The following is a 20,485-nucleotide window of genomic DNA, read 5'->3' as shown; positions in this document are numbered from 1 at the left end:
TTATTATAAACTAATTATTATTCAAAACTAAATCTTTGTCAACTATTCCCTTCATTTTTTTGGAAACAATTTCAGCTAAACAATCAATAAATACAGGTTGTGCATTTGGCATATTCGGTCTAAAATATTGGGCGTTTAATTCCTCCGTTACAACCTTACATTCATAGTCGTTGTCATATAAAACTTCTAAATGCTCTGCCACAAATCCAACTGGGCAATATACGAAAGATTCATATCCATGCTCTTCAAATAAATCTCTCGTTAAATCTTGCACATCTGGTCCAATCCATGGGTCTGGTGTATTTCCTGCACTTTGCCAACCAATTGTATAGTGCTTTACACCTGCTTCTGTAGCAATTAAATCTGCTGTTTGCCGTAATTGCTCTACGTATGGGTCACCTGCTGCAATAATCTTCTCTGGTAAACTATGCGCCGAAAAAATTACGACTGCTTTTTCTTTATCTTTAACTTTTGTAAACGTTTCTTTTATTTGATCTGCCCAATAGGAAATAAACTTCGATTCGTCGTACCATTGTTCAATTGGTTCAATAACAGGGCCACCAATTTTTTCCGAAAGACGAATCGCGCGTTCATTATACGCTTTAATGCTGAATGTAGAGTAATGCGGTGCTAATACGATACTAATCGCATGCTCAATCCCACCTTTCTTCATCTCTTCTACTGCGTCTTCTATAAATGGTGCAATATGTTTTAATCCTAAGTAACAAGTAAATTCATACTCTGTAAATATATTATTCATTGAATCCGTTAATTTATGCGCTTGCTCTTTCGTAATTTTCGCAAGCGGTGATATTCCACCAATTGCTTTATAACGCCCGATTAAATCTTGGAGCGCTTCTTCTGTTGGCTTACGCCCATGACGGATATGTGTATAATACGCTTCTACATCATCCAATGACTCCGGCGTTCCATACGCCATTACGAGTAAACCTATTTTTTTCTTTGCCATCTATTTCACACCTCAATTTTTGAAAATGAGAATCTTTTTCAAGAACGTTTGTTTCCAATTATAACAAGCAATAATAAGTACGTCAAAATAATAATTCTAAATAAATATTATTTATAAGGTAGTTTTTAATTTTATATGACAATTTATTTAATAAAAAAAGCGGCTCACGTACATGTAAGCCGCTTTTTTGCTATTCTTTAATATTTACCCCATACTCTTTAAACCAAACGTGAATTTGTGCTAAATGAGCTAGAAGTTGCGGCCCAGTCATTAATTGACCGAACCAAGGTGTTTGGAATGCACTTCCGCCTGAGTGGATTAATCCATTCAATTGCTCTTTATCAAACAATTCATGCAAAATTGAGCCTTTATCCGTTAATAAATCCTGTAGCCATACTGTTACCGCTTTTGTATAATGCGGGTTATGCGTTTTCGGATAAGGACTCTTCTTTCTATATAAAATGTCATGTGGAAGTATCCCTTCTAAAGCTTTACGCAATAGACCTTTTTCGCGGTTTTCATACATTTTCATTTCCCAAGGAATATTCCACGCATATTCGACAAGTCGGTGGTCCGCAAATGGAACGCGCACTTCTAAGCTTGCTCCCATACTCATGCGGTCTTTTCTGTCTAATAATGTTGTCATAAACCATACCATATTTAAATAAAATAATTGTCGTCTCTTCGCTTCTAGTGGGCTTTCTCCCTCTAAAATAGGAACTTCTTGAATGGATTCTTCATAGCGCCTTTGTACATATTGTTGTAAATTTAATTTACTTCTCCATTCTTTCTTCAGAAGTTGTTCACGTGCTTCTGTAGAGCGCATCCATGGGAATGCACTTGATTGTAAATCATCTTCTCTATAAAACCACGGATACCCACCGAAGATTTCATCTGCACATTCTCCAGATAAACCGACGACAAAGTCTTGTTTAATTTCGCGGCAAAACCATAATAATGAGGAATCGATATCTGCCATACCAGGCAAATCACGAACGAGCACCGCTTCTGTTAAACACTCTGCTAGCAGTTCATTTGAAATGACGCAACGATGGTGAGTCGTTTGAAACGTTTCAGTCATTAAGTTAATAAACGGCGCATCTGAATTGGGTTGGAATGCATTTGCTTTAAAATATTTTTCATTATCTTCATAGTCAATAGAATACGTGTGTAATGGCCCTTTCCCTGATCTTTCATATTCTTTTGCAGCAATTGCTGTTATAGCACTTGAATCTACACCACCTGATAAAAAAGTGCATAACGGTACATCAGAAACGAGTTGCCTTGTAATAGCATCTTGTAATAAAAAGCGTGTTTTCTCTACTGTTTCTTCAAAGGAATCTTCATGTTTTTTGCTTTCTACATTCCAATATCTCCATATACATAAACCATTTTTTGAAAATGTCATTGCGTGGCCCGGTCGTAATTCTTTTATACCAGCATAAATACCGTGACCAGGCGTTCTAGATGGTCCGAGGCCGAATATTTCTGATAACCCTTCTAACGTTACTTCAGCCTTCACATCAGGATGCGCTAGTATCGCTTTTAACTCTGAGCCAAATAGTAATCGTCCACTATCATATTTATAAAATAGCGGTTTTACACCTAATCGATCTCTTGCAATAAATACTTGTTCTTTCCGTTCGTCCCATACAGCAAACGCATATATACCGTTTAAATGATCGACACATTCTTCTTTCCATTCAATATACGATGCTAATAATACTTCCGTATCAGAATGACCTTTGAACGTATATCCTCTTCTTAAAAGCTCCTTTCGAATGTCTTCCGTGTTATAAAGTTCGCCGTTATAGCAAATTGCATAATTCGCTTCATCCTTTAAACAAGTCATCGGCTGTTTACCACCCTCAGGGTCAACAACGATTAACCGTTTATGCCCAAACGCGACATTACCCTTAATCCAAACTTTATTATCATCTGGGCCACGCTTCGCTAACGTCTCAGCCATCTTCATAACGACGGCCCTTTCTCCTTCTAATGAGCGTTTATAATCCACCCATCCTGTAATCCCGCACATATAAATCATCCTTCCATCTTATTACTTTTCCTGAACGTGCAGTAATCCCCACTCTAAAAGTGCGGATACAAAAAAATGACAAACTTGACGATAACCTACCATCCGTATACGGAATAGTAATTTCACTCAGTAAAACGTGTTTTATTGTATGCCCACCTATGTCCGGATGTGTCTAGTTATAAAGAACGCGCGAACTGTCTATAACAAGAATAACTACTTTTCATAAAGGAGAAATCGTGTATGATACAACGTAAACATATTTTATATAACCAGCCTCGTGCTCATTCAGTCGGTAATGTAGAATATATAAACAATGAATGGGTATTCTTTGATGATGAAAATGACGAAGCATTTTTATTAGAAGATATTGCCGAAGATGGCTTTGAGGTTTTATATAACAACAACTGGCTACCAGCTCGTTTTTATGAACAAAACATATTGCAAATCGCAAATGAACAACATCCCCTCCAAAACGGGGAAATGATACGCATTCGTAAAAAATTACTCCTTAGCTATCATGAATGGCTTGAGGAATTACCCGATTCTGTTTTTGCGTTATTAACAGAATCATTGCAATCACTTCATTACTCTCTATATGATTGCATGTATTGCCATAATTATTTATCCTTCTTACCGAAAGAGGAAGCATGCGAGGGAGTAAATATTCTTTTATTTGATAATGAAGAGATGATCTGTACACTGCAGCACCATTTCGTTCGTCACTCTTCTTCAAATAAAAATATTTTCCGTTTTACGAAAGTAAATGGAGAAGAGTTGCATATCGATGCGACATAAAAATAAAAACCACCGTATCCCCCAAACATTTGAGAGATACGGTGGTTTTATTTTTTATTAGAATACTTGCCAACCAATCGGTAATTTCAGTCCAAGGTAAAATACCGCTACTAGTGCGACAATAAATAATCCCCAAACTGCCCCTGTTGCCTTATTCTTGCTCATTTTCACAAGAACCATTTCCATTCCACCGATAACTAAAATACCAGCTATCATTTTTAAACCGTACCACATGTGCATGTTACTTGTTGCAGTCTTCATAATACCCATGTACAACATGAAACCTGTCACAATAATGATAATGTACATAAGACGAAGCCCCATATGTACACCTTTCCCTTTTCTTCCTGCTGAATAAAGTGAATACGCAACGAAGAATAAAATTAAACCTAACGCCCATGCTGTAATATGCATATGTACCATCGTATCCCCTACCTCCTCTTTTCACACTTTTTCACTCTATATGATAACATGTTCATTTATTTTCAGGAAATGTTTCGCTTTTTTACATTTAAATGATATAATATTTAGAGTATTTACAAACTTCTTGTAATAACAAAAGGGGGAACAATCATGATTCAAACTAAGGATATTATCGAACTTACAGACACATACGGAGCAAATAACTATCACCCACTTCCAATCGTTATTTCTAAAGCAGAAGGCGTTTGGGTAGAAGATCCTGAAGGAAATCGCTATATGGACTTATTAAGTGCATATTCTGCAGTTAACCAAGGTCATCGTCACCCAAAAATTATTAACGCTTTAATTGACCAAGCTAATCGTGTTACGTTAACTTCTCGTGCTTTCCATAGTGATCAATTAGGCCCTTGGTACGAAAAAGTTGCGAAACTAACTAATAAAGAAATGGTACTTCCAATGAATACAGGTGCAGAAGCTGTTGAAACTGCAATTAAAACAGCTCGCCGCTGGGCTTATGATGTGAAAAAAGTAGAAGCAAACCGCGCTGAAATCATCGTTTGTGAAGATAACTTCCACGGACGTACGATGGGTGCTGTTTCTATGTCATCAAACGAAGAGTACAAGCGTGGCTTCGGTCCAATGCTTCCTGGCATTATTGTAATTCCTTACGGTGATTTAGAAGCGTTAAAAGCTGCAATTACACCAAATACAGCAGCATTCATTTTAGAGCCAATTCAAGGTGAAGCAGGAATTAACATTCCACCAGCTGGTTTCTTAAAAGAAGCTCTTGAAGTATGTAAAAAAGAAAACGTTTTATTTGTAGCAGATGAAATCCAAACAGGCTTAGGCCGTACTGGTAAAGTATTTGCTTGCGACTGGGACGATGTAACTCCTGACATGTACATACTTGGTAAAGCACTTGGTGGCGGCGTATTCCCAATCTCTTGCGTTGCAGCAAACCGCGACATTTTAGGTGTATTCGAGCCAGGTTCTCACGGTTCTACATTCGGTGGTAACCCACTTGCATGTGCTGTTTCTATCGCAGCTCTTGAAGTGTTAGAAGAAGAAAAATTAACAGAGCGTTCTCTTCAATTAGGAGAAAAATTAGTTGGGCAATTAAAAGAAATTGATAACCCAATGATCACTGACGTTCGCGGTAAAGGTTTATTCATCGGTATCGAATTAAACGAGCCAGCTCGTCCTTACTGTGAACAACTAAAAGCAGCTGGTCTGTTATGTAAAGAAACACACGAAAATGTAATTCGTATCGCACCACCTCTAGTAATCTCTGAAGAAGATTTAGAGTGGGCATTCCAAAAAATTAAAGCTGTTTTATCGTAATGATAGAGAGGTTGTCCTACACGTTAGGACAACCTCTTTCCTTTTATAGTGATTTATATTAAAGTTTAATTGTAATTTTCTGTTTTTTATTCATAGAAGGAGGTGCGACATGCTATTAAGATATGGTAAACATATTAACTATTTAGCTACAGCTTTTATTTTAGTTACATTCTTTGGTTTCATCCTTTCCACAACATGGTTTCATTACTCAACTCCTACTACACTCACACTACTGAAAGCATCATTTTGGACTGCTGTTATTCTTACTATTATTGGATTTGGACGAGAAAAAAGCGCACTTGCGGTTATATTATTTGGCATTTGTACACTTGCATTAATTGGTCTTTACACTTTTGCCGTTATCGATTACCTCTATAACCCGAGACCATAGAAAAAGCTATCTTTATACAAGATAGCTTTTTTCTTCATTTCACTACATTTCGCAAAGTACCAATTCCCTCTACTGTAATGACCACTTCATCACCAGCGTGTAAAAACTTCGGTGGTGTAAAGCCCTTTCCGACACCAGCCGGCGTTCCTGTTGCGATAATATCGCCTGGTTCTAATGTCATCCCTTTACTTATCGTTGAAATAATTTCTTCAATTGAAAAAATCATTTTATTTGTGTTTGAAGTTTGTCTTACTTCTCCATTTACTACTGTTTCGATGTGTAATGCGTTCGGCGTTTCAACCATTGATTTATGCATTAAATACGGTCCCATCGGACAAAACGTATCGAAGCTTTTCCCAAGGAAAAACTGTTTATGTTTCCTTTGAATGTCACGAGCGGTTACATCATTTATAACTGTATATCCGAAAACATGGTCTAGCGCTTTTTCTTTTTTTATTTGCTTCCCGCGCTTACCAATAACAATAGCTAGTTCCCCTTCATAATCTAGTTCATTCGTTGCGTGGGAATGCCCATTGATTTTCTCATCAATTCCAATAACTGTTGTTGGTGCTTTCGTAAAAATCATTATATTTTCCGGAATAGACTCTACTCCGCCCATCTCGATTGCATGTTCACGATAGTTTTTCCCAACACAAAGTATATTCTTTCTTGGCCTTGGAATTGGTGCTAATATTTTCACCTCTGTTAACGGATAATACGCTACCCCTTCATTTTCCTTTGCCCAATGTACAATTTCACATATTTTCTCAAGACATTCAGTCCCTCTTTCAATACACTCTAACATTGTAATCGGAATCGTAACCTTTTCCCCTTTTTGTCTTTGCGCTTCTCTTAAGTGCAGTACTTTTTCTTCCTCTTCGTCTACAATACCTACAAATACCTTTTCCTCTTTCTTCGCCGTTACAAAACGCAATATTTCCACTCTCCATCCTAAAACTCATACCATTTAATTGTATTCGCATCTATAAGAAAAAAACCTTCTCATGCACGCTAATTTTTACAATATTCTTCTCACGCCTTATTCGTTACTCATTCATTATTTGACATAAAATGTAGAATTTTTACTTTTTTTAGCGAAGTTGTTTCTTTTTTATGCGATTTTTGTATAATATGTACTACATATATACTAAAAATTTCATTTAGAGATGGAGCCGATTTCAATGTTTGAGCAAGCTATTGAAAAAAAACGTGAAAAAATGATCTATTTTGCTGAACGCTACGGAATGACTTCTCAAAAAACAGTGGATTGTAGCCAAGAACTGGACAGGCTCTTAAATGTAATTTGGCATGTACATACGAATTTTCACCATAATCAAACACTCGATACACACACGCAATAACGTGTGTGTTTCTTTTATTTCAAAAAAACACACATTTTATTGAAAACGCCCATACAATAGTAGAAAAGAAAATTTTAAAAACGAAAGGTGTTTTATATGCCAGCTATGGTCGGACATATTCGTATCGTCAATATTGGGTCAAGTGGTATTTTTCACATTGGAGATGTATTTGCGATTAGGCCTATTAGTTATTCACGTGCTTTCGCTGGGGCCGGCTCTTTTAACGTTGGAGATAATGTTTCTGTCTACAATTATCAAAGCGCAACGACTGTCAATGATTCAGATGTAATCGATCAAGCGATAATTGGTTCAACTTAAAGGAGGCAATTGCATTGAATTTTTACGTGAACCAAAGTATTATCATTAACAGTATTAGAATCGATAGCATTACGACTTCTTCTGTATTCCAAATTGGTACAGCCGGAAGTATTAAAGCTCTATCTAAATTTTCAAATACGGGTGGATTTACAGAGCCTCTTCGCCCATTACAGGCGAAAGGACAAATTATTTCTATCAAACCATCAAATAGTTCTTCTTAAGGCATCCTTGTCATAAATATATAGCAGGAATATATTTACCCTCCCTATTGAAAAGGAGGTTTCACAAAATGAATCAAGATATATATACTTACTTACACCAACTTCAGCAAGCTCTCCAAATACAACAAGCAACCATCCTTAGCCTAGAAGATCAAGTCCGCCAATTACAAGAAGAGCTTAATGAATTAAAAAGTCGCCCCTCCTCTTCTATAGGAAAAGTGGAATACAAATTCGATCAATTAAAAGTCGAAAATTTAAATGGCACTTTAAATATTGGTTTAAATCCATTTTCAACAAAAGGACAACAAATTGAAGATTTTCAAGTTGATACAGAAACATTGAAGGTCAATCCTGAAACTGACACCAACCCTGACTTTTATCAAGGTATCCTTCAAGAAATGCATCGCTACTTAGATGAAGAAGCATATAATCGAATTCTCCATTTTGAACAAGAAGAGAGAACACCGCTTGATGAAATGTATCGACAAATGATGGTTGATGACATAAAAAAACAGATGGAGCATAGACTTCCTTATTATTTATCACAAGCTCAATCATATGAAGGTATTTCAACGGATCCAGATTATTTACGAGACCTCATTATTCAAGCAATGAAACAAGATATCGACAAAGCCTTTCTATCCTTTATTCAGCACATACCGGGAAATTTCCGAAAGGAGTAAGTATGTATGAATCTTAACGTTGTAAATCGTGAGTTAAAAGTCGGACAGATTAAAATGAACGGTGTATCTTCGTCCGCTCTCTTTTTAATTGGGGATGCAAATTTCCTCATTTTATCTTCTATTCTTGATACACCGTTTGAAACTGTTACAGAGGGTCCATTTGTACCATTAGTAACAGATGTCCCTCCTACTCCAGGTTAAGGAGACTGAGAAATTATGTTACATCATGTGTCTATTGTCCAAAATGTTTCTATTATTTCTTTAGGGATTACTGCTGTATTTCAAGTTGGAGATGCAAATCAAATGGAATTAAAAAGTAGAGCTCTTGCCGTCCACAGGGAAATCCCTTGTTATATAAAAGGTGAAGGGCGCTTAGATGCATTTGAAATCTTTACAGATGAACACATTACAATCCCAAAGCGAACGACAGATGTCAAATTAAATATTATAAATGAATGCCCTTTTATTGAAGTAAATAACGTTGAATTGCGAACACTTTTAAATTCTGGTTGCTTTCAAATCGGAAATGTTGATTATGTTTTTAATAACTCTCGTATTATGCAAATCCGCCAATATATTACGGATGAACCTTCCGCTCAATAATTCATATAGTAATTAAAAAGCTTAGTAAAGTAGGTGGATGGTATGCCTTCTGTTGTTGGAAATCTCGTCGTTCAAAACAGTAACGGTTCTTTCAATTTAGGAGATTTTTATAACGTGTCTCCGAAAGAAAACACGAAAGCTTATAACGGGTCCGGAGCTTCTAATGTCGGATTTGTCGTCAACACTTTTAACGGCGTTAGTGCAACAAATACGTTTGATTCTGATGTGGCAGATCAAGACCAGATTGGAACGGCATAAAAAAGAGGTGTCTCCTATAGGTGACACCTCTTTTTTATATGAAATAGTAACGGATCTTTTCTTTGAAAATTATTCATCACATCACCATTTATTTAAATGATAACCCGCTCTCCTCCAAAGCCTTCCTAAGCTTCGGCAAAGACGCAGGTCCCATACCATGCAGTTTTAAAATTTCTTTTTCACTATATTTTGAGAGTTCTTCTACAGTTTGAATTCCATGGTGTTCTAATGCCCTTCTTGCTGGCGCTGAAAGAAGAGAGAGAAAACCTTCTTTTGGCTTTCTCTCTTTCTCACAGGTTGGGCAAGTTGGACAATCGCTACTTTTATAGTACTCGTGTCCCTGTTCACAAGTTCTTAACGTTGTCATTTTTTATAGCCCCTTTCTGTTGTCTATTCCTCAATTTTCACAACATGATTCCCATCAAAGAAGTATAAGCATTTCTCTTTCACAGGATGTTGTAAGCTTTTTTCGAGTGCTTTTGCATATAACGAAAGCTGCACTTTATAGCGATCTTCTAAAATTGGTTTTGCTTGTTCAAATCCGCCTGGGAATTTACCTTCAATCGTATCTGTTTTGAAATCGATTAGCGTAATACCATCTTCTTCTTCAATCATGCAGTCGATAACCCCTTGGACAAGAATCGATTCCCCGCTATTCCCTTGCCAATCTTGATATGCTTCTTCTGCTGATAGCATCATCGTAAATGGAACTTCACGCTCAACACTTTTCGCCGCTAATACCCTTTTACCTAAGTCACTGTCAAAGAATGAAATTACTTTTTCAATCGCTATTTCTTCCGCCTGCTCGAATGTTAATAATTCCTTATTTACCATTCCAGCAATTTGTTCTTGAAGAACTTCAACCGTAATCGGCTTCTTCAAATCTACATGTTGCATAACGGTATGGACTGCCGTCCCACGCTCTGCGTACGTTAACCCTTTTTTCTCCATAAAGCGCGGACGTGTTTTAATTGGTGCACGTAGTTTTTTAATAAAGGCGTTATCGCTGCCTTCTTCAGACTGATAATTTCTCTTTATTTCTGTAACGGATTGCTTCGCACGATGAGAGGTTGCTTCCTCATACCCGTACTTCCACATTAACCTATCGTACACTTCTTCTTTTCGTTCACTTTGTAATGGCACAGCCTTTTTCTCACGAAGTGCTTCTAACAACTCTTGTTTCTCTTCTTGAACTGGCTCTGGTGCAAGTAGCGTGTTACCGTCCACAACTTCTACTTTCCAGCTAGTGTCATACCCGTACATTTCATCTGGAATACTTCCTTGTCCTAATTCAAGAAGCATTTCACTATCACGATGTCTATATAATGAAGGTGCAATCCAGTCTAAATAACAAGACGCTCCAGCACGTATGTGATCTGGTAATAACCACTCACTATGTTCCCTCGCATCGAGCCATTTTTCCATTTCCTTATTTGCATCCTTAACTGTTCCGATTAAAATTAACTTCTCTTTTGCACGCGTTAAAGCTACGTATAATACGCGCATTTCTTCCGCAATTAATTCCATTTTCATTTTACGTTTAATTGCAAGCTGTGATAATGTCGTATATTTAATTCGTTTACGCGGATCAATGAACTGTGAACCGAAACCGAAGTCTTTATGCAGTAAGAAACGTTTCATTAAATCTTGTGTATTAAAACGACGACCGAGTCCAGCTACAAATACGACCGGGAACTCAAGTCCCTTACTTTTATGAATCGTCATAATGCGAACAACATCTTCTTGTTCACCAAGAGCTCTCGCCGTCCCCATATCGTCACCGCGTTCTAAAATACGTTCAATAAAACGTAAGAAGCGGAATAATCCTCTAAATGATGTTGCTTCATATTGCCTTGCGCGGTCATATAATACACGCAAGTTTGCCTGCCTTTGCTTTCCAGCTGGTAAACCGCCGACAAAGTCATAATACCCTGTCTCACCGTACACTTTCCAAATTAAATCAGAAAGTGATTGTTGGCGCGCGAATTCACGCCATCCTTGCAGTAAGTTATAAAACCATTCTAGTTTTTCATGAAGTTCTTGTTCTTCTTCAAGCGGTGCACCTTTTAAGAATGAGCTCATTACTTCATAAAATGACCCTTTCTTTCCGTGAGCACGAAGCGTCGCAAGTTCTTCATCATTTAATCCAACGATCGGTGAACGAAGTACTGCTGCAAGTGGAATATCTTGCATCGGATTATCAATAACGCGGAATACGTTCATCATAATATTTACTTCTGTCGCTTCAAAGTAACCAGTCGCAAGGTCTGCATATACTGGAATTCCTTGTAGTTTTAACTCTTCCATAATTTGCGGTGCCCACGGCATAGAGCGAAGTAAAATAACGAAATCACGATATTGCACTGGTCGCATACTATCCGTTTTTCGGTCATACACTTCATAACCTGAATCGACCATCGCTTTAATGCGCTGCGCCATAAGACGAGCTTCCAGTTGCGCCTTTTCGACTTCCGTACCTTCTTCACCCTCTAGTACTTCTTCTTCCGTTTGCTGAATGCATAATAATTCAGCCGCTACATCTTCACCTTCTGGATAACTAGCGCCTAGTTTTAATTCAGCGTCAGCGTCGTAGTCAATCTCTCCAACTTCTTCGCCCATAATTTGTTTGAAAATAAAGTTCGTACCTGCTAGTACTTCATGACGACTACGGAAGTTTTTCGCTAAATCAATCTTCATACCGCCGCCCGATCCTTCTTGCGTGAAGCGTTTATACTTTCCTAAGAATAAGCCTGGTTCTGCTAGTCGGAAACGGTAGATTGACTGTTTTACGTCACCAACCATGAACAAGTTCCCTTCACTCTCAGAATCTTTCGTTACGAATTTAATAATGGATTCCTGTACGAAGTTCGTATCTTGATATTCATCGACCAGTACTTCTGCAAATTTATTACGATATTGAAGCGCTACTGCTGATGGCTTCACTTCATCATTTTCACTTTGTTCACTTAAAATTTGCAAACAGAAATGCTCTAAATCTGTGAAATCAACCATTCCTTTATCTCGCTTCATCGCTTGGAAACGCTCTGTAAATACTTTTACGAGCTTCACGAGTTTTTCTAATACAGGATGCATATCTTGAAAATCTCGTAAGAAACTTTCAGGTTTGCGGCTAAATAACTCTTCTTGTAATTTCTTCACTTCATCTTTCGCTTTATTACGAAGAGAGTCTACTTGTTTTACAACATCCTCGTTGTAATCACTTTTCTTAATACGCTTTAACGTTTGCCACGATACGTTTTGCATCGCTTCATACACGCTTGTCCACGATTCACGAGCTGCTGATGATAACATTCCAAGTAAAGCTGCATCCGCTTGCAGGGTTTCAACGCGAGGCGCCGGGCCGTCAGGAAGCATTGCGAGTTCGGTTGCTTTACGAATATGTTGTTCCGCTGTTTCAAGCTGGAATCTCACATCTTCTAATAGGTAAGAAGCATACACTAAATCTTCAATTGTCTTTCCTTCCACGTCGTATGCTTCTACTAATTTATCGAGCCATTTTTCCGGATTTGGATGCGCTCTTGATTCTGTATGAAGCGCTAAAATCATTCTTTGTAAGTCATCATCACTACGGTCACTCGTATAGCGATCAACTAATTCAAAGAAAATACTATTATCTTCGATTCCATACTCTTCTTCTAATATGTCATCTAGCACTTCTTCTTTTAACAACTCATTTTCTGTTTGATTTGCAATACGAAAACGAGGATCAACATCAAGCATGTAGTAATACCCTCTAATTACTTGTAAACAAAATGAATGGATCGTTGAAATAGATGCTTTATTTAATAGGCTCAGCTGTTTTCTTACATGCTGAGATCCTGGCTCATCAATTAGTACTTTTTCTAACGCTTCTCCAATTCGATTTTTCATCTCTTGCGCCGCTGCATTCGTAAATGTCACAACGAGCAGGCGATCGACATCGACTGGATTTTCCTCATTAATAATCTTTTTAATCATACGTTCAACTAATACTGCTGTTTTTCCCGATCCAGCTGCTGCTGCGACTAAAATGTCACGTCCATTCGCTACAACGGCTTTCCACTGGTCATCTGTCCATTGACTACCTTCTGGTTTTTTAGGCCAATTTTCTATCATTCTCCGTCAACCTCCTCTCTAATTTTCTCCATCGCTTCACTATCTTTCATATCTTTTAACGTACGGAATTGATTATCTTCAAGTGATTCATCAAACTGACAGACAGATTTGAAGTTACAGAACGTACATGCCGCTTTATTCCCCTTTTTGTAAGGAGCAATATCAATAACACCTTCTGTAATGTCTTTTCCGATATTTTCAAACGTATGGTGTACATATTTTTGCAGCACGTTAAACTCTTGCTCACTTGCAATGCTAGAACGTGCACTAAAACTACCGTCTTTTTTCAGACCAGCAGAAATAATATCTGAACTTCCTGTTGAAAGTTTATTATCCATTAAACGAACAACGTCAGCATCTCCTAGTACGAGGCCTTTCATTTTAAATTTCTTTAAAATTTCTTTTTCAATTTCAGCTTCAGATGCGTCACCTTTCATTTCAACAATCGGGTTATGAATATGAAAGTACAGTACACCAGCAGGTGATGCTGCGTGGCCTTTTTTCATCCACGTTTGTGCATTTGTAGTAACGACATCTAAATACGTTAACATTTGAAGTGCCAATCCGTAATACACTTCCGTTAAGTCTAACGCTTTTGAACTTGATTTATAATCAATAATACGAAGGAATGTTCCGTTTTCATCTTCAGCCTTATCCACACGGTCAATACGGCCGATAACTTCCATCTTCACACCATTTGGTAATGAGAATTCCATCGGCGGAAGCGATCCCGTACCGCCCATACCGAATGGCACCTCTAAATCAACTGGTACGAAACCACTCGACTTCGCGTGTTCACGAAGAATGATTGACGTACGGAAAATGATTTGTTGTAGTTTTTGTTTTAAATAGAAATGACGATTTGAGCTTAATAAAATTTGTCTTTGTAATAACGGTGCGATTTCTTCTATTACTAAAACAGAAAGATGCTCACACTCTTTTATTGATAAATCCGCCCAAGTGCGGTTTTCGCGTAATAGCCTGTCTGCAATTCTCTTCAGTGCTGCATGGAATAGTTCACCGATATCTGGTGCATCTAGTTTAAAAATATCACGCTCTCTTAACGATAAACCGTGCTGCGCGAAATGAGCGTACGCACAACGGTTGAAGAGTTCCATACGAGAAACGCTTCCTTTTATTTTATCTCCGTATAAATCTCTACTTACTACCGTACTTAGTTTCTGCGCACGATTTCGATAGAATAAACTTGATAACACGCGACTACTTTTTTGTTTCCATTCATCCGAAGTGACGTAGAAGTTATAGACGTCCCACCAAAAATCTAGATTCCCTTCAAATCCGTATCGCTTCCACGTTTGTAGTTGCTGCATGACATAAGATAACGTCACTTCTGGCGTTGCTACGTATGAAATTTGTTCCGAACGCGATAAGTCGTTTACGTCATTCGTAATAAACGAGTCTTTCACATTAGGGAACATTCTTTTTATTTTCTTAATAAAGCTAGATGCAAGTAATGTCTTTCCTTCTTCATCTGCAAGTGGGCATGAAATATATAATTTCTCAGACGCTCTCGTTATCATCTGATACATAACGAACTGCTCTTCTAATAAAGTTTGTCTCGTCGTTGGCGCGAGTTCAATTCCTGCCGCACCAAGAACTTCTCTTTCCTCATCAGAAAGCATCCCTTCATCCATCGGTGCTGCTGGTATGACGCCTTCATTTACGCCGATAATGAATGTTGCTTTCACGTTTGATAACCTGGAGTGATCAATATTAGCAACTAATACTTGATCTAATGATGGCGGAATGTTAGCGAATTGAAGTGCCTCAAGTCCTGTCGACATAACGTCCGTGAACATAGATAGTGACATCTTCTCCTCACCAAGCATTTCTACAAACGTATCAAGAAGGCTCATTACTTCTTCCCATACTTGTTCATGGTCTGTTGCAAATAAGAAATCTCCGCTCTCTTCTGCACGTATACGTAATTCTTCTAACTTCTTTGGAACGTCAAGTTCTTCTAAAAATAAGTAAACCGCTTCGCACATTTGCATCACTGTTCCCGCACGCTTTAACCTTTTTTGCATGCGAATAACTGGCGTTCTTACAACGTCACGCAGCCTGTTTATTTTCTCTTCCATTTCACGTTCAATATCTGTTATCATTCCGTTTGTATCGTCAAGTGAACGGTAACGGCGATACATCCACGGATCCTCAGAAGTCCATCTCTTCCCTTGTACACCGTACGCTAAACAGTAGTTTTCGAACTCATCCATCTCTTCACGCATCATTTCTTTCCTTACGTCTAATGGATATAAAAGCTCTGTTTTCACGCAGCGAAACACCGCGTCATAACGCCAATTTCCGCTAATAATTTCTAAGGCAGAACGAATACACTCTACTAATGGATGATGTGACATCGGGCGTTTTTCATCGATGAAGTGTGGAATATTATAATCTGTAAATAACGTTCGCATCACATCGTAATAACTTTCCCCGTTACGAAGAAGTACTGCAATATCTCGGTAACGATACGTTTCATCCGCGACAAGTCTACGAATTTCACGAGCAACCCCTTCTACTTCAGCTCGTAAATTCGCCGCTGTACTAATTGTTACACTTGCTTCATCATAATACTTTTCATTCGGACGCGCTTCATAATGCGTTTCTAAATGAGCTAATGCCGGAGAATGAAAACGCGGTTGTTCCATAAGTGGAATTGTTTTTTCAATTTCTATTTTCTCTTCACGCGCTACTTGTTTTATTTTTTCATATGTTAACGTCGTTTCATAAAATAAATCCAGTTCATTCACTGGCTGCGCTAATGTTTTTTCATCTATCGTTAACGTAATTGTGACTCTCGCTCCACAAATCATGAGCTGTCTTACAATTTCAAGTTCTTGCGGAGAAAATGAATGAAACCCATCTATATAAATTTCAGCACCATTTACATACTCAGACTGCGGAAGCTTTTCCACTAGCAATTGTAAATAGTCTTCTGAATCTAAATACTTCCCGATTAAAGCACGTTCAAAATCATCATATAATAGCTGTAAATCATATACTTTATTCGCTAATAACTTTTGCTCAGCACTGCTACTATGCGCATCTAATTGTTGCCACATTTCATATACGTTAGATGGCGTCACATTGTAGCGTTTAAACTCCGCAATCATACTGCCAAGATGCTCAAAGAAACCGTTTTGCTCCGCTGCTTTTTGGAACACCGATAATCCATCTTTACGAGATTCTACAATTTTACGAAGTAACATATGCACACCCGCTTCATCAATATGAAGACGACTCGCTCCGCCAACTTCTTGCAACACCTTCCAAGCTAATCGTGAAAAACTAAAAACTTGTGCCCGAATAGAACCTCTTACATCCTCCCTTTCAATTAACGCCTGCTGCGTCTGGAATGTCATCTGTTCTGGCACAAGATATAATATTGTTTTGCCTCTCGGGCGCTGTTTTAACTCTTCTTGCACTTCTCGTAAACAAAGTGTACTCTTTCCACTTCCCGCTCTACCAATCACCAATCGAAGTGACATGTAACCCCACCTTTCACTTACACAACGAACGTTAGTTTGCTACTATAATTGTATTATAGTACAAGAAAAAAGACAAACGGAGTTGTTTGTCTTTTCTATACTTCTACTTCATTATATCAACCTTTTGAAAAATTCGTTTGCACCTCTTGAATTGGCCAATATCGTAAATCGACTTTACCGACAACTGTATCAGCCTTCACAAAGCCAAAGTGTCTACTATCCCAGCTCCCAAGGCGGTTATCGCCTATTACAAAAATATGACCAGCTGGCACCACCTTTTCTTTCGTTAACTCTTCTAATGTAAAATCACCTGTTAGTTGCCTTCCATTTATCTCTTTCTTGTACTTCTCTAAATAAGGCTCATCAATAAATTGACCGTTTATATACAACTTATCATGCTTATATTCAATATGGTCTCCAGGTAAACCGATAATTCGCTTTACATAGTCTTCTTTTTTATTCGCATGAAAAACGACGACATCGAACCTGTTCAAGTCCCCCACTTGATAACTCACCTTATTTACAACGAGCATATTACCATCTTGCAATGTCGGCATCATTGACTTCCCCTCTACAACGTACGTTGAAAAGAAAAACGTTCGAAAAAATACAGCTAATAGTACACCAATTAAAATTGTTCGTATCCACTCTAGGCCTTCTTTTTTCAAAGTTTTCTTCATCCGCTTCTCCCCTTACCCTTTAATAATGAAGCTTGCATTTATAAAGTGAAACTTAATCGGTGGGGGTTTTGTTCATCCCGCACCGATCGGGCAGTTTGATCCCCACCTAACTTCTCTGCTTCAGCCGAATTTTTTGGAGGGAGTTTCACGGCCCTCAAATAGTGGGACAAAGAAGACTATTCTTAATGTAGTTCTAACTTTACTTCAATTCTTTTACCGACATACCATAAAATAAAAATAACAATCGCTACAATAACTGATTTCACCGGCTTATGAATAAACGACATTAAATCATGACCGATGTACGTTAAAATAAAAATCATCACAAGCTTTCCGAATGCGAGCGCAAGTCCGAACTGTTTTACGCTAATGCGAGATAAACCAGCTACAACGTTTATAAGCGCAGACGGTGTAAACGGAAAACAAAATATAACAAACACTGGCGCGAATCCTTTCCTTTCAATCCACCCCATTGCCTTCCGCACTTTCTCATGCTTATTTACAAAAGAAAAGAAACGGCTTCGTCCAAAATGGCGGATAATGAAAAAAACAAGCATAGCACCGATTACTGATCCAAGCCATGAATAAAGGAAACCCAGCCAAAATCCAAATGCAACAGCATTCGCTAGTACAAACACAATAAGTGGTAATGCTGGAATAAGTGCCTCTATCATCGGCAAACCGATGCCAAGAAGCGGTCCGAACGCCTTATAACTTTCAACAATATGATCCATATTTTCTGGTGAAAAATACTCTTTGATTGACTGAAAATCCATTCTACACTTTACCCCTTTACTCTAATTACTACCTCTACTGTATCATTGCTTTTCTGAAAGAGGAAATGGTAGATACGACATATGGAGATGTAATTATTAAGTTTCCATGTCCTTCATTAGAATTCCTTCATTATTTAGCTATGATAATCTTTCAATATTCGACAGGATATGAAGATAATTTAGACACTATACACAAATTGTAACTTAACGGTTACATTTGATGAAAAAGCAGAAACTACAGAAAGTAATAATTCGTCTTTTTCAAAAAAATACCCTTACTGCACGTAAGGGTATTTCTACCTATATAGAAAGAAGTATCATGTATACCACAAATATAAAATGATATATATTCACACGACATTAAATATATATAAGGAAATTACCATTATATTGTTCCATTAAAGAACAATATATTTGTACATCTCGCTCGTTTTATTTATGAATCTTACAGCGTAAACTGTATATATATAATGAAATAAAAAAAGGATGAGTCTCCTCATCCTTTTCCTCTCACACATCTTCTTCCCTAACAAAATACACTTTCTCATAAGCTGGTCTTAATGTTGATTCATCTCTTTTATCAATTTCTTTAAAACAAGGATTTCCTTGTTTCTTCTTTCGATCTTCATATTCTGTACGCAGTTTCGCTGTACGATTTTGTTGATTTTCAAAACTATTTTTTGATATTTCTAATTTCACAGCAAGGCCATTTATAAATCGAATAATAAGATTTCCATCTTTTAATTCTCGATTACTTTCGATATAAAAATGCGACAGCCACGCACACTCTTTTCTAGAATAAGAATAAGTAGGGAAAAAATAAAGTTGATCTGTCGGACTGATTGCAATCGGTGCTTTATGTGTAATGTGCGTTAACTCTTTCGTTCCTTCTTTTCTGCCCAAAAAACTAGATCCATGCTTACGACAACTTCTCTCTATAATATCTAGAGGCTTTTGAAATACGAAAAAAGAATCTTCCATTTCAACAACTCGCGTAACAATTTTCTTTTCACTTAGAATAACAGGAAGTAAGGCCATTGTATTTTTAGTTACAACATAATTTTCGACATAGCGTTCTACTTTACTTTCCATATCCTATTATCTCCTTTTTTCATTTTCTATTTATATTAGCAGCTGCATATATAATTTTAGCACCTACGAAAAGGAAATAGGTAACAGGTTCCGCTTTTTTACAATTTTTTATCATTTATCAAACATTTGTCAAAAAATAAAATCACAATATATAAATTAAGTAATTTTCCAACCATAAAAACAGCATTTATACTACCTATAAATATTTATTATCCCTTCCTCTTTTTACATCATTACAACAATTAACTTTGCTATAATTAAAATATAAATCCAATATATGGAGGGCCATTATGGAAGAAAAAGAGATCCAACCATCGATTCAAATGAAAAATAGTAGCGTCATTATCGTGAAAAATTCAGCTAGTATTATATTCGGTTTATTTTTCATTCTGCTATTCTTCGCTAAACCATTTCGTAAATCGAAATGTCCTGAATGTAAAAAACGCGAGAAGAAAAAAGCAGGGAAAGAAGAGTAAAAGGTCTTCCTTTTTGGAAGGCCTTTTACTCTTCTTCATTGCCTCTATAAACGTCGAGTACAACTTCATTTACATATATCTCAACAACAAAAAAAGGATGGCATGAGCCATCCTTTTTTCCATCATCAACTATAAAATTATAGTTTGATTACGTTTTTAGCTTGAGGTCCACGGTTGCCTTCTTCGATTTCGAAGCTAACTTTTTGACCTTCTTCTAAAGATTTGAAACCTTCAGTTTCGATTGCAGAGAAATGTACGAATACATCGTTTTCGCCTGGAACTTCGATGAAACCGAAGCCTTTTTCGTTGTTAAACCATTTTACTTGTCCTGTTACTGCCATGATTATTTCCTCCTAAGAAAATACAAATTATTTTAGTCTTCCTGTATAAAAAAAGAATCCACACATTATCAAACACGAAACATAAACTAG

Annotated in this window: 22 protein-coding genes; 11 read left to right on the top strand and 11 right to left on the bottom strand. The window is 37.3% G+C overall.

Annotation, left to right across the window (positions count from 1 at the left end; translation table 11 throughout):
- Window positions 1-10: 10 nt before the first annotated feature.
- A complete protein-coding gene (gene hemH / locus DPQ31_RS05860; protein WP_208731674.1) occupies window positions 11-970 on the bottom strand; it encodes a ferrochelatase in 960 nt (319 codons plus the stop codon).
- Between the two features lie 190 nt (window positions 971-1,160).
- Window positions 1,161-3,008: an asparagine synthase (glutamine-hydrolyzing) gene (gene asnB / locus DPQ31_RS05855; protein WP_000333956.1), complete on the bottom strand. Its 1,848-nt coding sequence runs from the start codon at window positions 3,006-3,008 to the stop codon at window positions 1,161-1,163.
- 240 nt (window positions 3,009-3,248) lie between these two features.
- On the opposite strand from asnB, the gene DPQ31_RS05850 reads away from it, so the two are divergent.
- Window positions 3,249-3,803, top strand: coding sequence for a DUF2777 domain-containing protein (locus DPQ31_RS05850; protein ID WP_000616037.1), 555 nt, complete (start codon window positions 3,249-3,251; stop codon window positions 3,801-3,803).
- Window positions 3,804-3,860: 57 nt separating this feature from the next.
- On the opposite strand, the gene DPQ31_RS05845 is transcribed toward DPQ31_RS05850, so the two are convergent.
- Window positions 3,861-4,226, bottom strand: a complete 366-nt coding sequence (locus DPQ31_RS05845) for a YisL family protein (RefSeq protein WP_000233490.1) — start codon at window positions 4,224-4,226, stop codon at window positions 3,861-3,863.
- A 150-nt stretch (window positions 4,227-4,376) separates the two neighbouring features.
- Here DPQ31_RS05845 and rocD point away from each other — a divergent pair, with 150 nt between their 5' ends.
- Entirely contained in the window at window positions 4,377-5,567 is a 1,191-nt protein-coding gene (rocD, locus tag DPQ31_RS05840; protein WP_000616647.1) for an ornithine aminotransferase, read from the top strand.
- A gap of 109 nt (window positions 5,568-5,676) precedes the next feature.
- Window positions 5,677-5,958 (top strand): hypothetical protein, encoded by a 282-nt coding sequence (locus DPQ31_RS05835; protein ID WP_208731673.1) that lies wholly within the window; start codon window positions 5,677-5,679, stop codon window positions 5,956-5,958.
- Between the two features lie 34 nt (window positions 5,959-5,992).
- Here DPQ31_RS05835 and DPQ31_RS05830 read toward each other — a convergent pair whose 3' ends face one another.
- Complete coding sequence (locus DPQ31_RS05830; protein WP_176519418.1) at window positions 5,993-6,892, bottom strand: fumarylacetoacetate hydrolase family protein; 900 nt, start codon at window positions 6,890-6,892, stop codon at window positions 5,993-5,995.
- A gap of 247 nt (window positions 6,893-7,139) precedes the next feature.
- Between DPQ31_RS05830 and DPQ31_RS05825 the strand changes: the two genes are divergently transcribed.
- The 7 genes from DPQ31_RS05825 (at window position 7,140) to gerPF (ending at window position 9,402) form a co-directional block, all read left to right on the top strand.
- Complete coding sequence (locus tag DPQ31_RS05825; RefSeq protein WP_000462852.1) at window positions 7,140-7,319, top strand: aspartyl-phosphate phosphatase Spo0E family protein; 180 nt, start codon at window positions 7,140-7,142, stop codon at window positions 7,317-7,319.
- Window positions 7,320-7,415: 96 nt separating this feature from the next.
- A complete protein-coding gene (gene gerPA / locus DPQ31_RS05820; protein WP_001111187.1) occupies window positions 7,416-7,637 on the top strand; it encodes a spore germination protein GerPA in 222 nt (73 codons plus the stop codon).
- Window positions 7,638-7,651: 14 nt separating this feature from the next.
- Window positions 7,652-7,858, top strand: coding sequence for a spore germination protein GerPB (gerPB, locus tag DPQ31_RS05815; RefSeq protein WP_001012514.1), 207 nt, complete (start codon window positions 7,652-7,654; stop codon window positions 7,856-7,858).
- Between the two features lie 68 nt (window positions 7,859-7,926).
- Window positions 7,927-8,541 carry a spore germination protein GerPC gene (gerPC, locus tag DPQ31_RS05810; protein ID WP_001070753.1) on the top strand — a complete coding sequence of 205 codons (615 nt, stop codon included), beginning with the start codon at window positions 7,927-7,929 and terminating at the stop codon, window positions 8,539-8,541.
- A gap of 6 nt (window positions 8,542-8,547) precedes the next feature.
- Window positions 8,548-8,742, top strand: coding sequence for a spore germination protein GerPD (gerPD, locus tag DPQ31_RS05805; RefSeq protein ID WP_001052804.1), 195 nt, complete (start codon window positions 8,548-8,550; stop codon window positions 8,740-8,742).
- A 15-nt stretch (window positions 8,743-8,757) separates the two neighbouring features.
- Window positions 8,758-9,144: a spore germination protein GerPE gene (locus DPQ31_RS05800; protein WP_000902326.1), complete on the top strand. Its 387-nt coding sequence runs from the start codon at window positions 8,758-8,760 to the stop codon at window positions 9,142-9,144.
- 42 nt (window positions 9,145-9,186) lie between these two features.
- The gene (gene gerPF, locus DPQ31_RS05795) at window positions 9,187-9,402 is read left to right on the top strand and encodes a spore germination protein GerPF (RefSeq protein ID WP_001141566.1); all 216 of its coding nucleotides are present in this window, start codon (window positions 9,187-9,189) and stop codon (window positions 9,400-9,402) included.
- An 88-nt stretch (window positions 9,403-9,490) separates the two neighbouring features.
- Here the strand turns inward: gerPF and DPQ31_RS05790 are convergent, their stop codons facing one another.
- The 6 genes from DPQ31_RS05790 to DPQ31_RS05765 form a co-directional block, all read right to left on the bottom strand.
- Complete coding sequence (locus DPQ31_RS05790) at window positions 9,491-9,769, bottom strand: RNA polymerase alpha subunit C-terminal domain-containing protein (protein ID WP_097958866.1); 279 nt, start codon at window positions 9,767-9,769, stop codon at window positions 9,491-9,493.
- Between the two features lie 23 nt (window positions 9,770-9,792).
- Window positions 9,793-13,518 (bottom strand): helicase-exonuclease AddAB subunit AddA, encoded by a 3,726-nt coding sequence (addA, locus tag DPQ31_RS05785; RefSeq protein WP_097958864.1) that lies wholly within the window; start codon window positions 13,516-13,518, stop codon window positions 9,793-9,795.
- Window positions 13,515-17,030 (bottom strand): helicase-exonuclease AddAB subunit AddB, encoded by a 3,516-nt coding sequence (gene addB / locus DPQ31_RS05780; RefSeq protein WP_098711136.1) that lies wholly within the window; start codon window positions 17,028-17,030, stop codon window positions 13,515-13,517. Before addB ends, addA begins: the two co-directional genes overlap by 4 nt.
- A 116-nt stretch (window positions 17,031-17,146) precedes the next feature.
- Window positions 17,147-17,710: a signal peptidase I gene (gene lepB, locus DPQ31_RS05775; protein WP_000751914.1), complete on the bottom strand. Its 564-nt coding sequence runs from the start codon at window positions 17,708-17,710 to the stop codon at window positions 17,147-17,149.
- Between the two features lie 182 nt (window positions 17,711-17,892).
- Window positions 17,893-18,486, bottom strand: coding sequence for a TVP38/TMEM64 family protein (locus tag DPQ31_RS05770; protein ID WP_000347508.1), 594 nt, complete (start codon window positions 18,484-18,486; stop codon window positions 17,893-17,895).
- 510 nt (window positions 18,487-18,996) lie between these two features.
- On the bottom strand, window positions 18,997-19,578 hold the full coding sequence (locus tag DPQ31_RS05765; protein ID WP_000444436.1) for a competence protein ComK: 582 nt from the start codon (window positions 19,576-19,578) through the stop codon (window positions 18,997-18,999).
- Between the two features lie 290 nt (window positions 19,579-19,868).
- On the opposite strand from DPQ31_RS05765, the gene DPQ31_RS05760 reads away from it, so the two are divergent.
- Window positions 19,869-20,054 carry a hypothetical protein gene (locus DPQ31_RS05760; protein ID WP_000391370.1) on the top strand — a complete coding sequence of 62 codons (186 nt, stop codon included), beginning with the start codon at window positions 19,869-19,871 and terminating at the stop codon, window positions 20,052-20,054.
- Between the two features lie 137 nt (window positions 20,055-20,191).
- Here the strand turns inward: DPQ31_RS05760 and cspA are convergent, their stop codons facing one another.
- Window positions 20,192-20,395 (bottom strand): RNA chaperone/antiterminator CspA, encoded by a 204-nt coding sequence (cspA, locus tag DPQ31_RS05755; RefSeq protein ID WP_000301522.1) that lies wholly within the window; start codon window positions 20,393-20,395, stop codon window positions 20,192-20,194.
- Window positions 20,396-20,485: the final 90 nt, after the last annotated feature.

Source organism: Bacillus sp. COPE52 (assembly GCF_003355115.1).
Classification (GTDB): domain Bacteria; phylum Bacillota; class Bacilli; order Bacillales; family Bacillaceae_G; genus Bacillus_A; species Bacillus_A toyonensis.
This window is presented reverse-complemented; position numbering and strand designations above follow the sequence as displayed.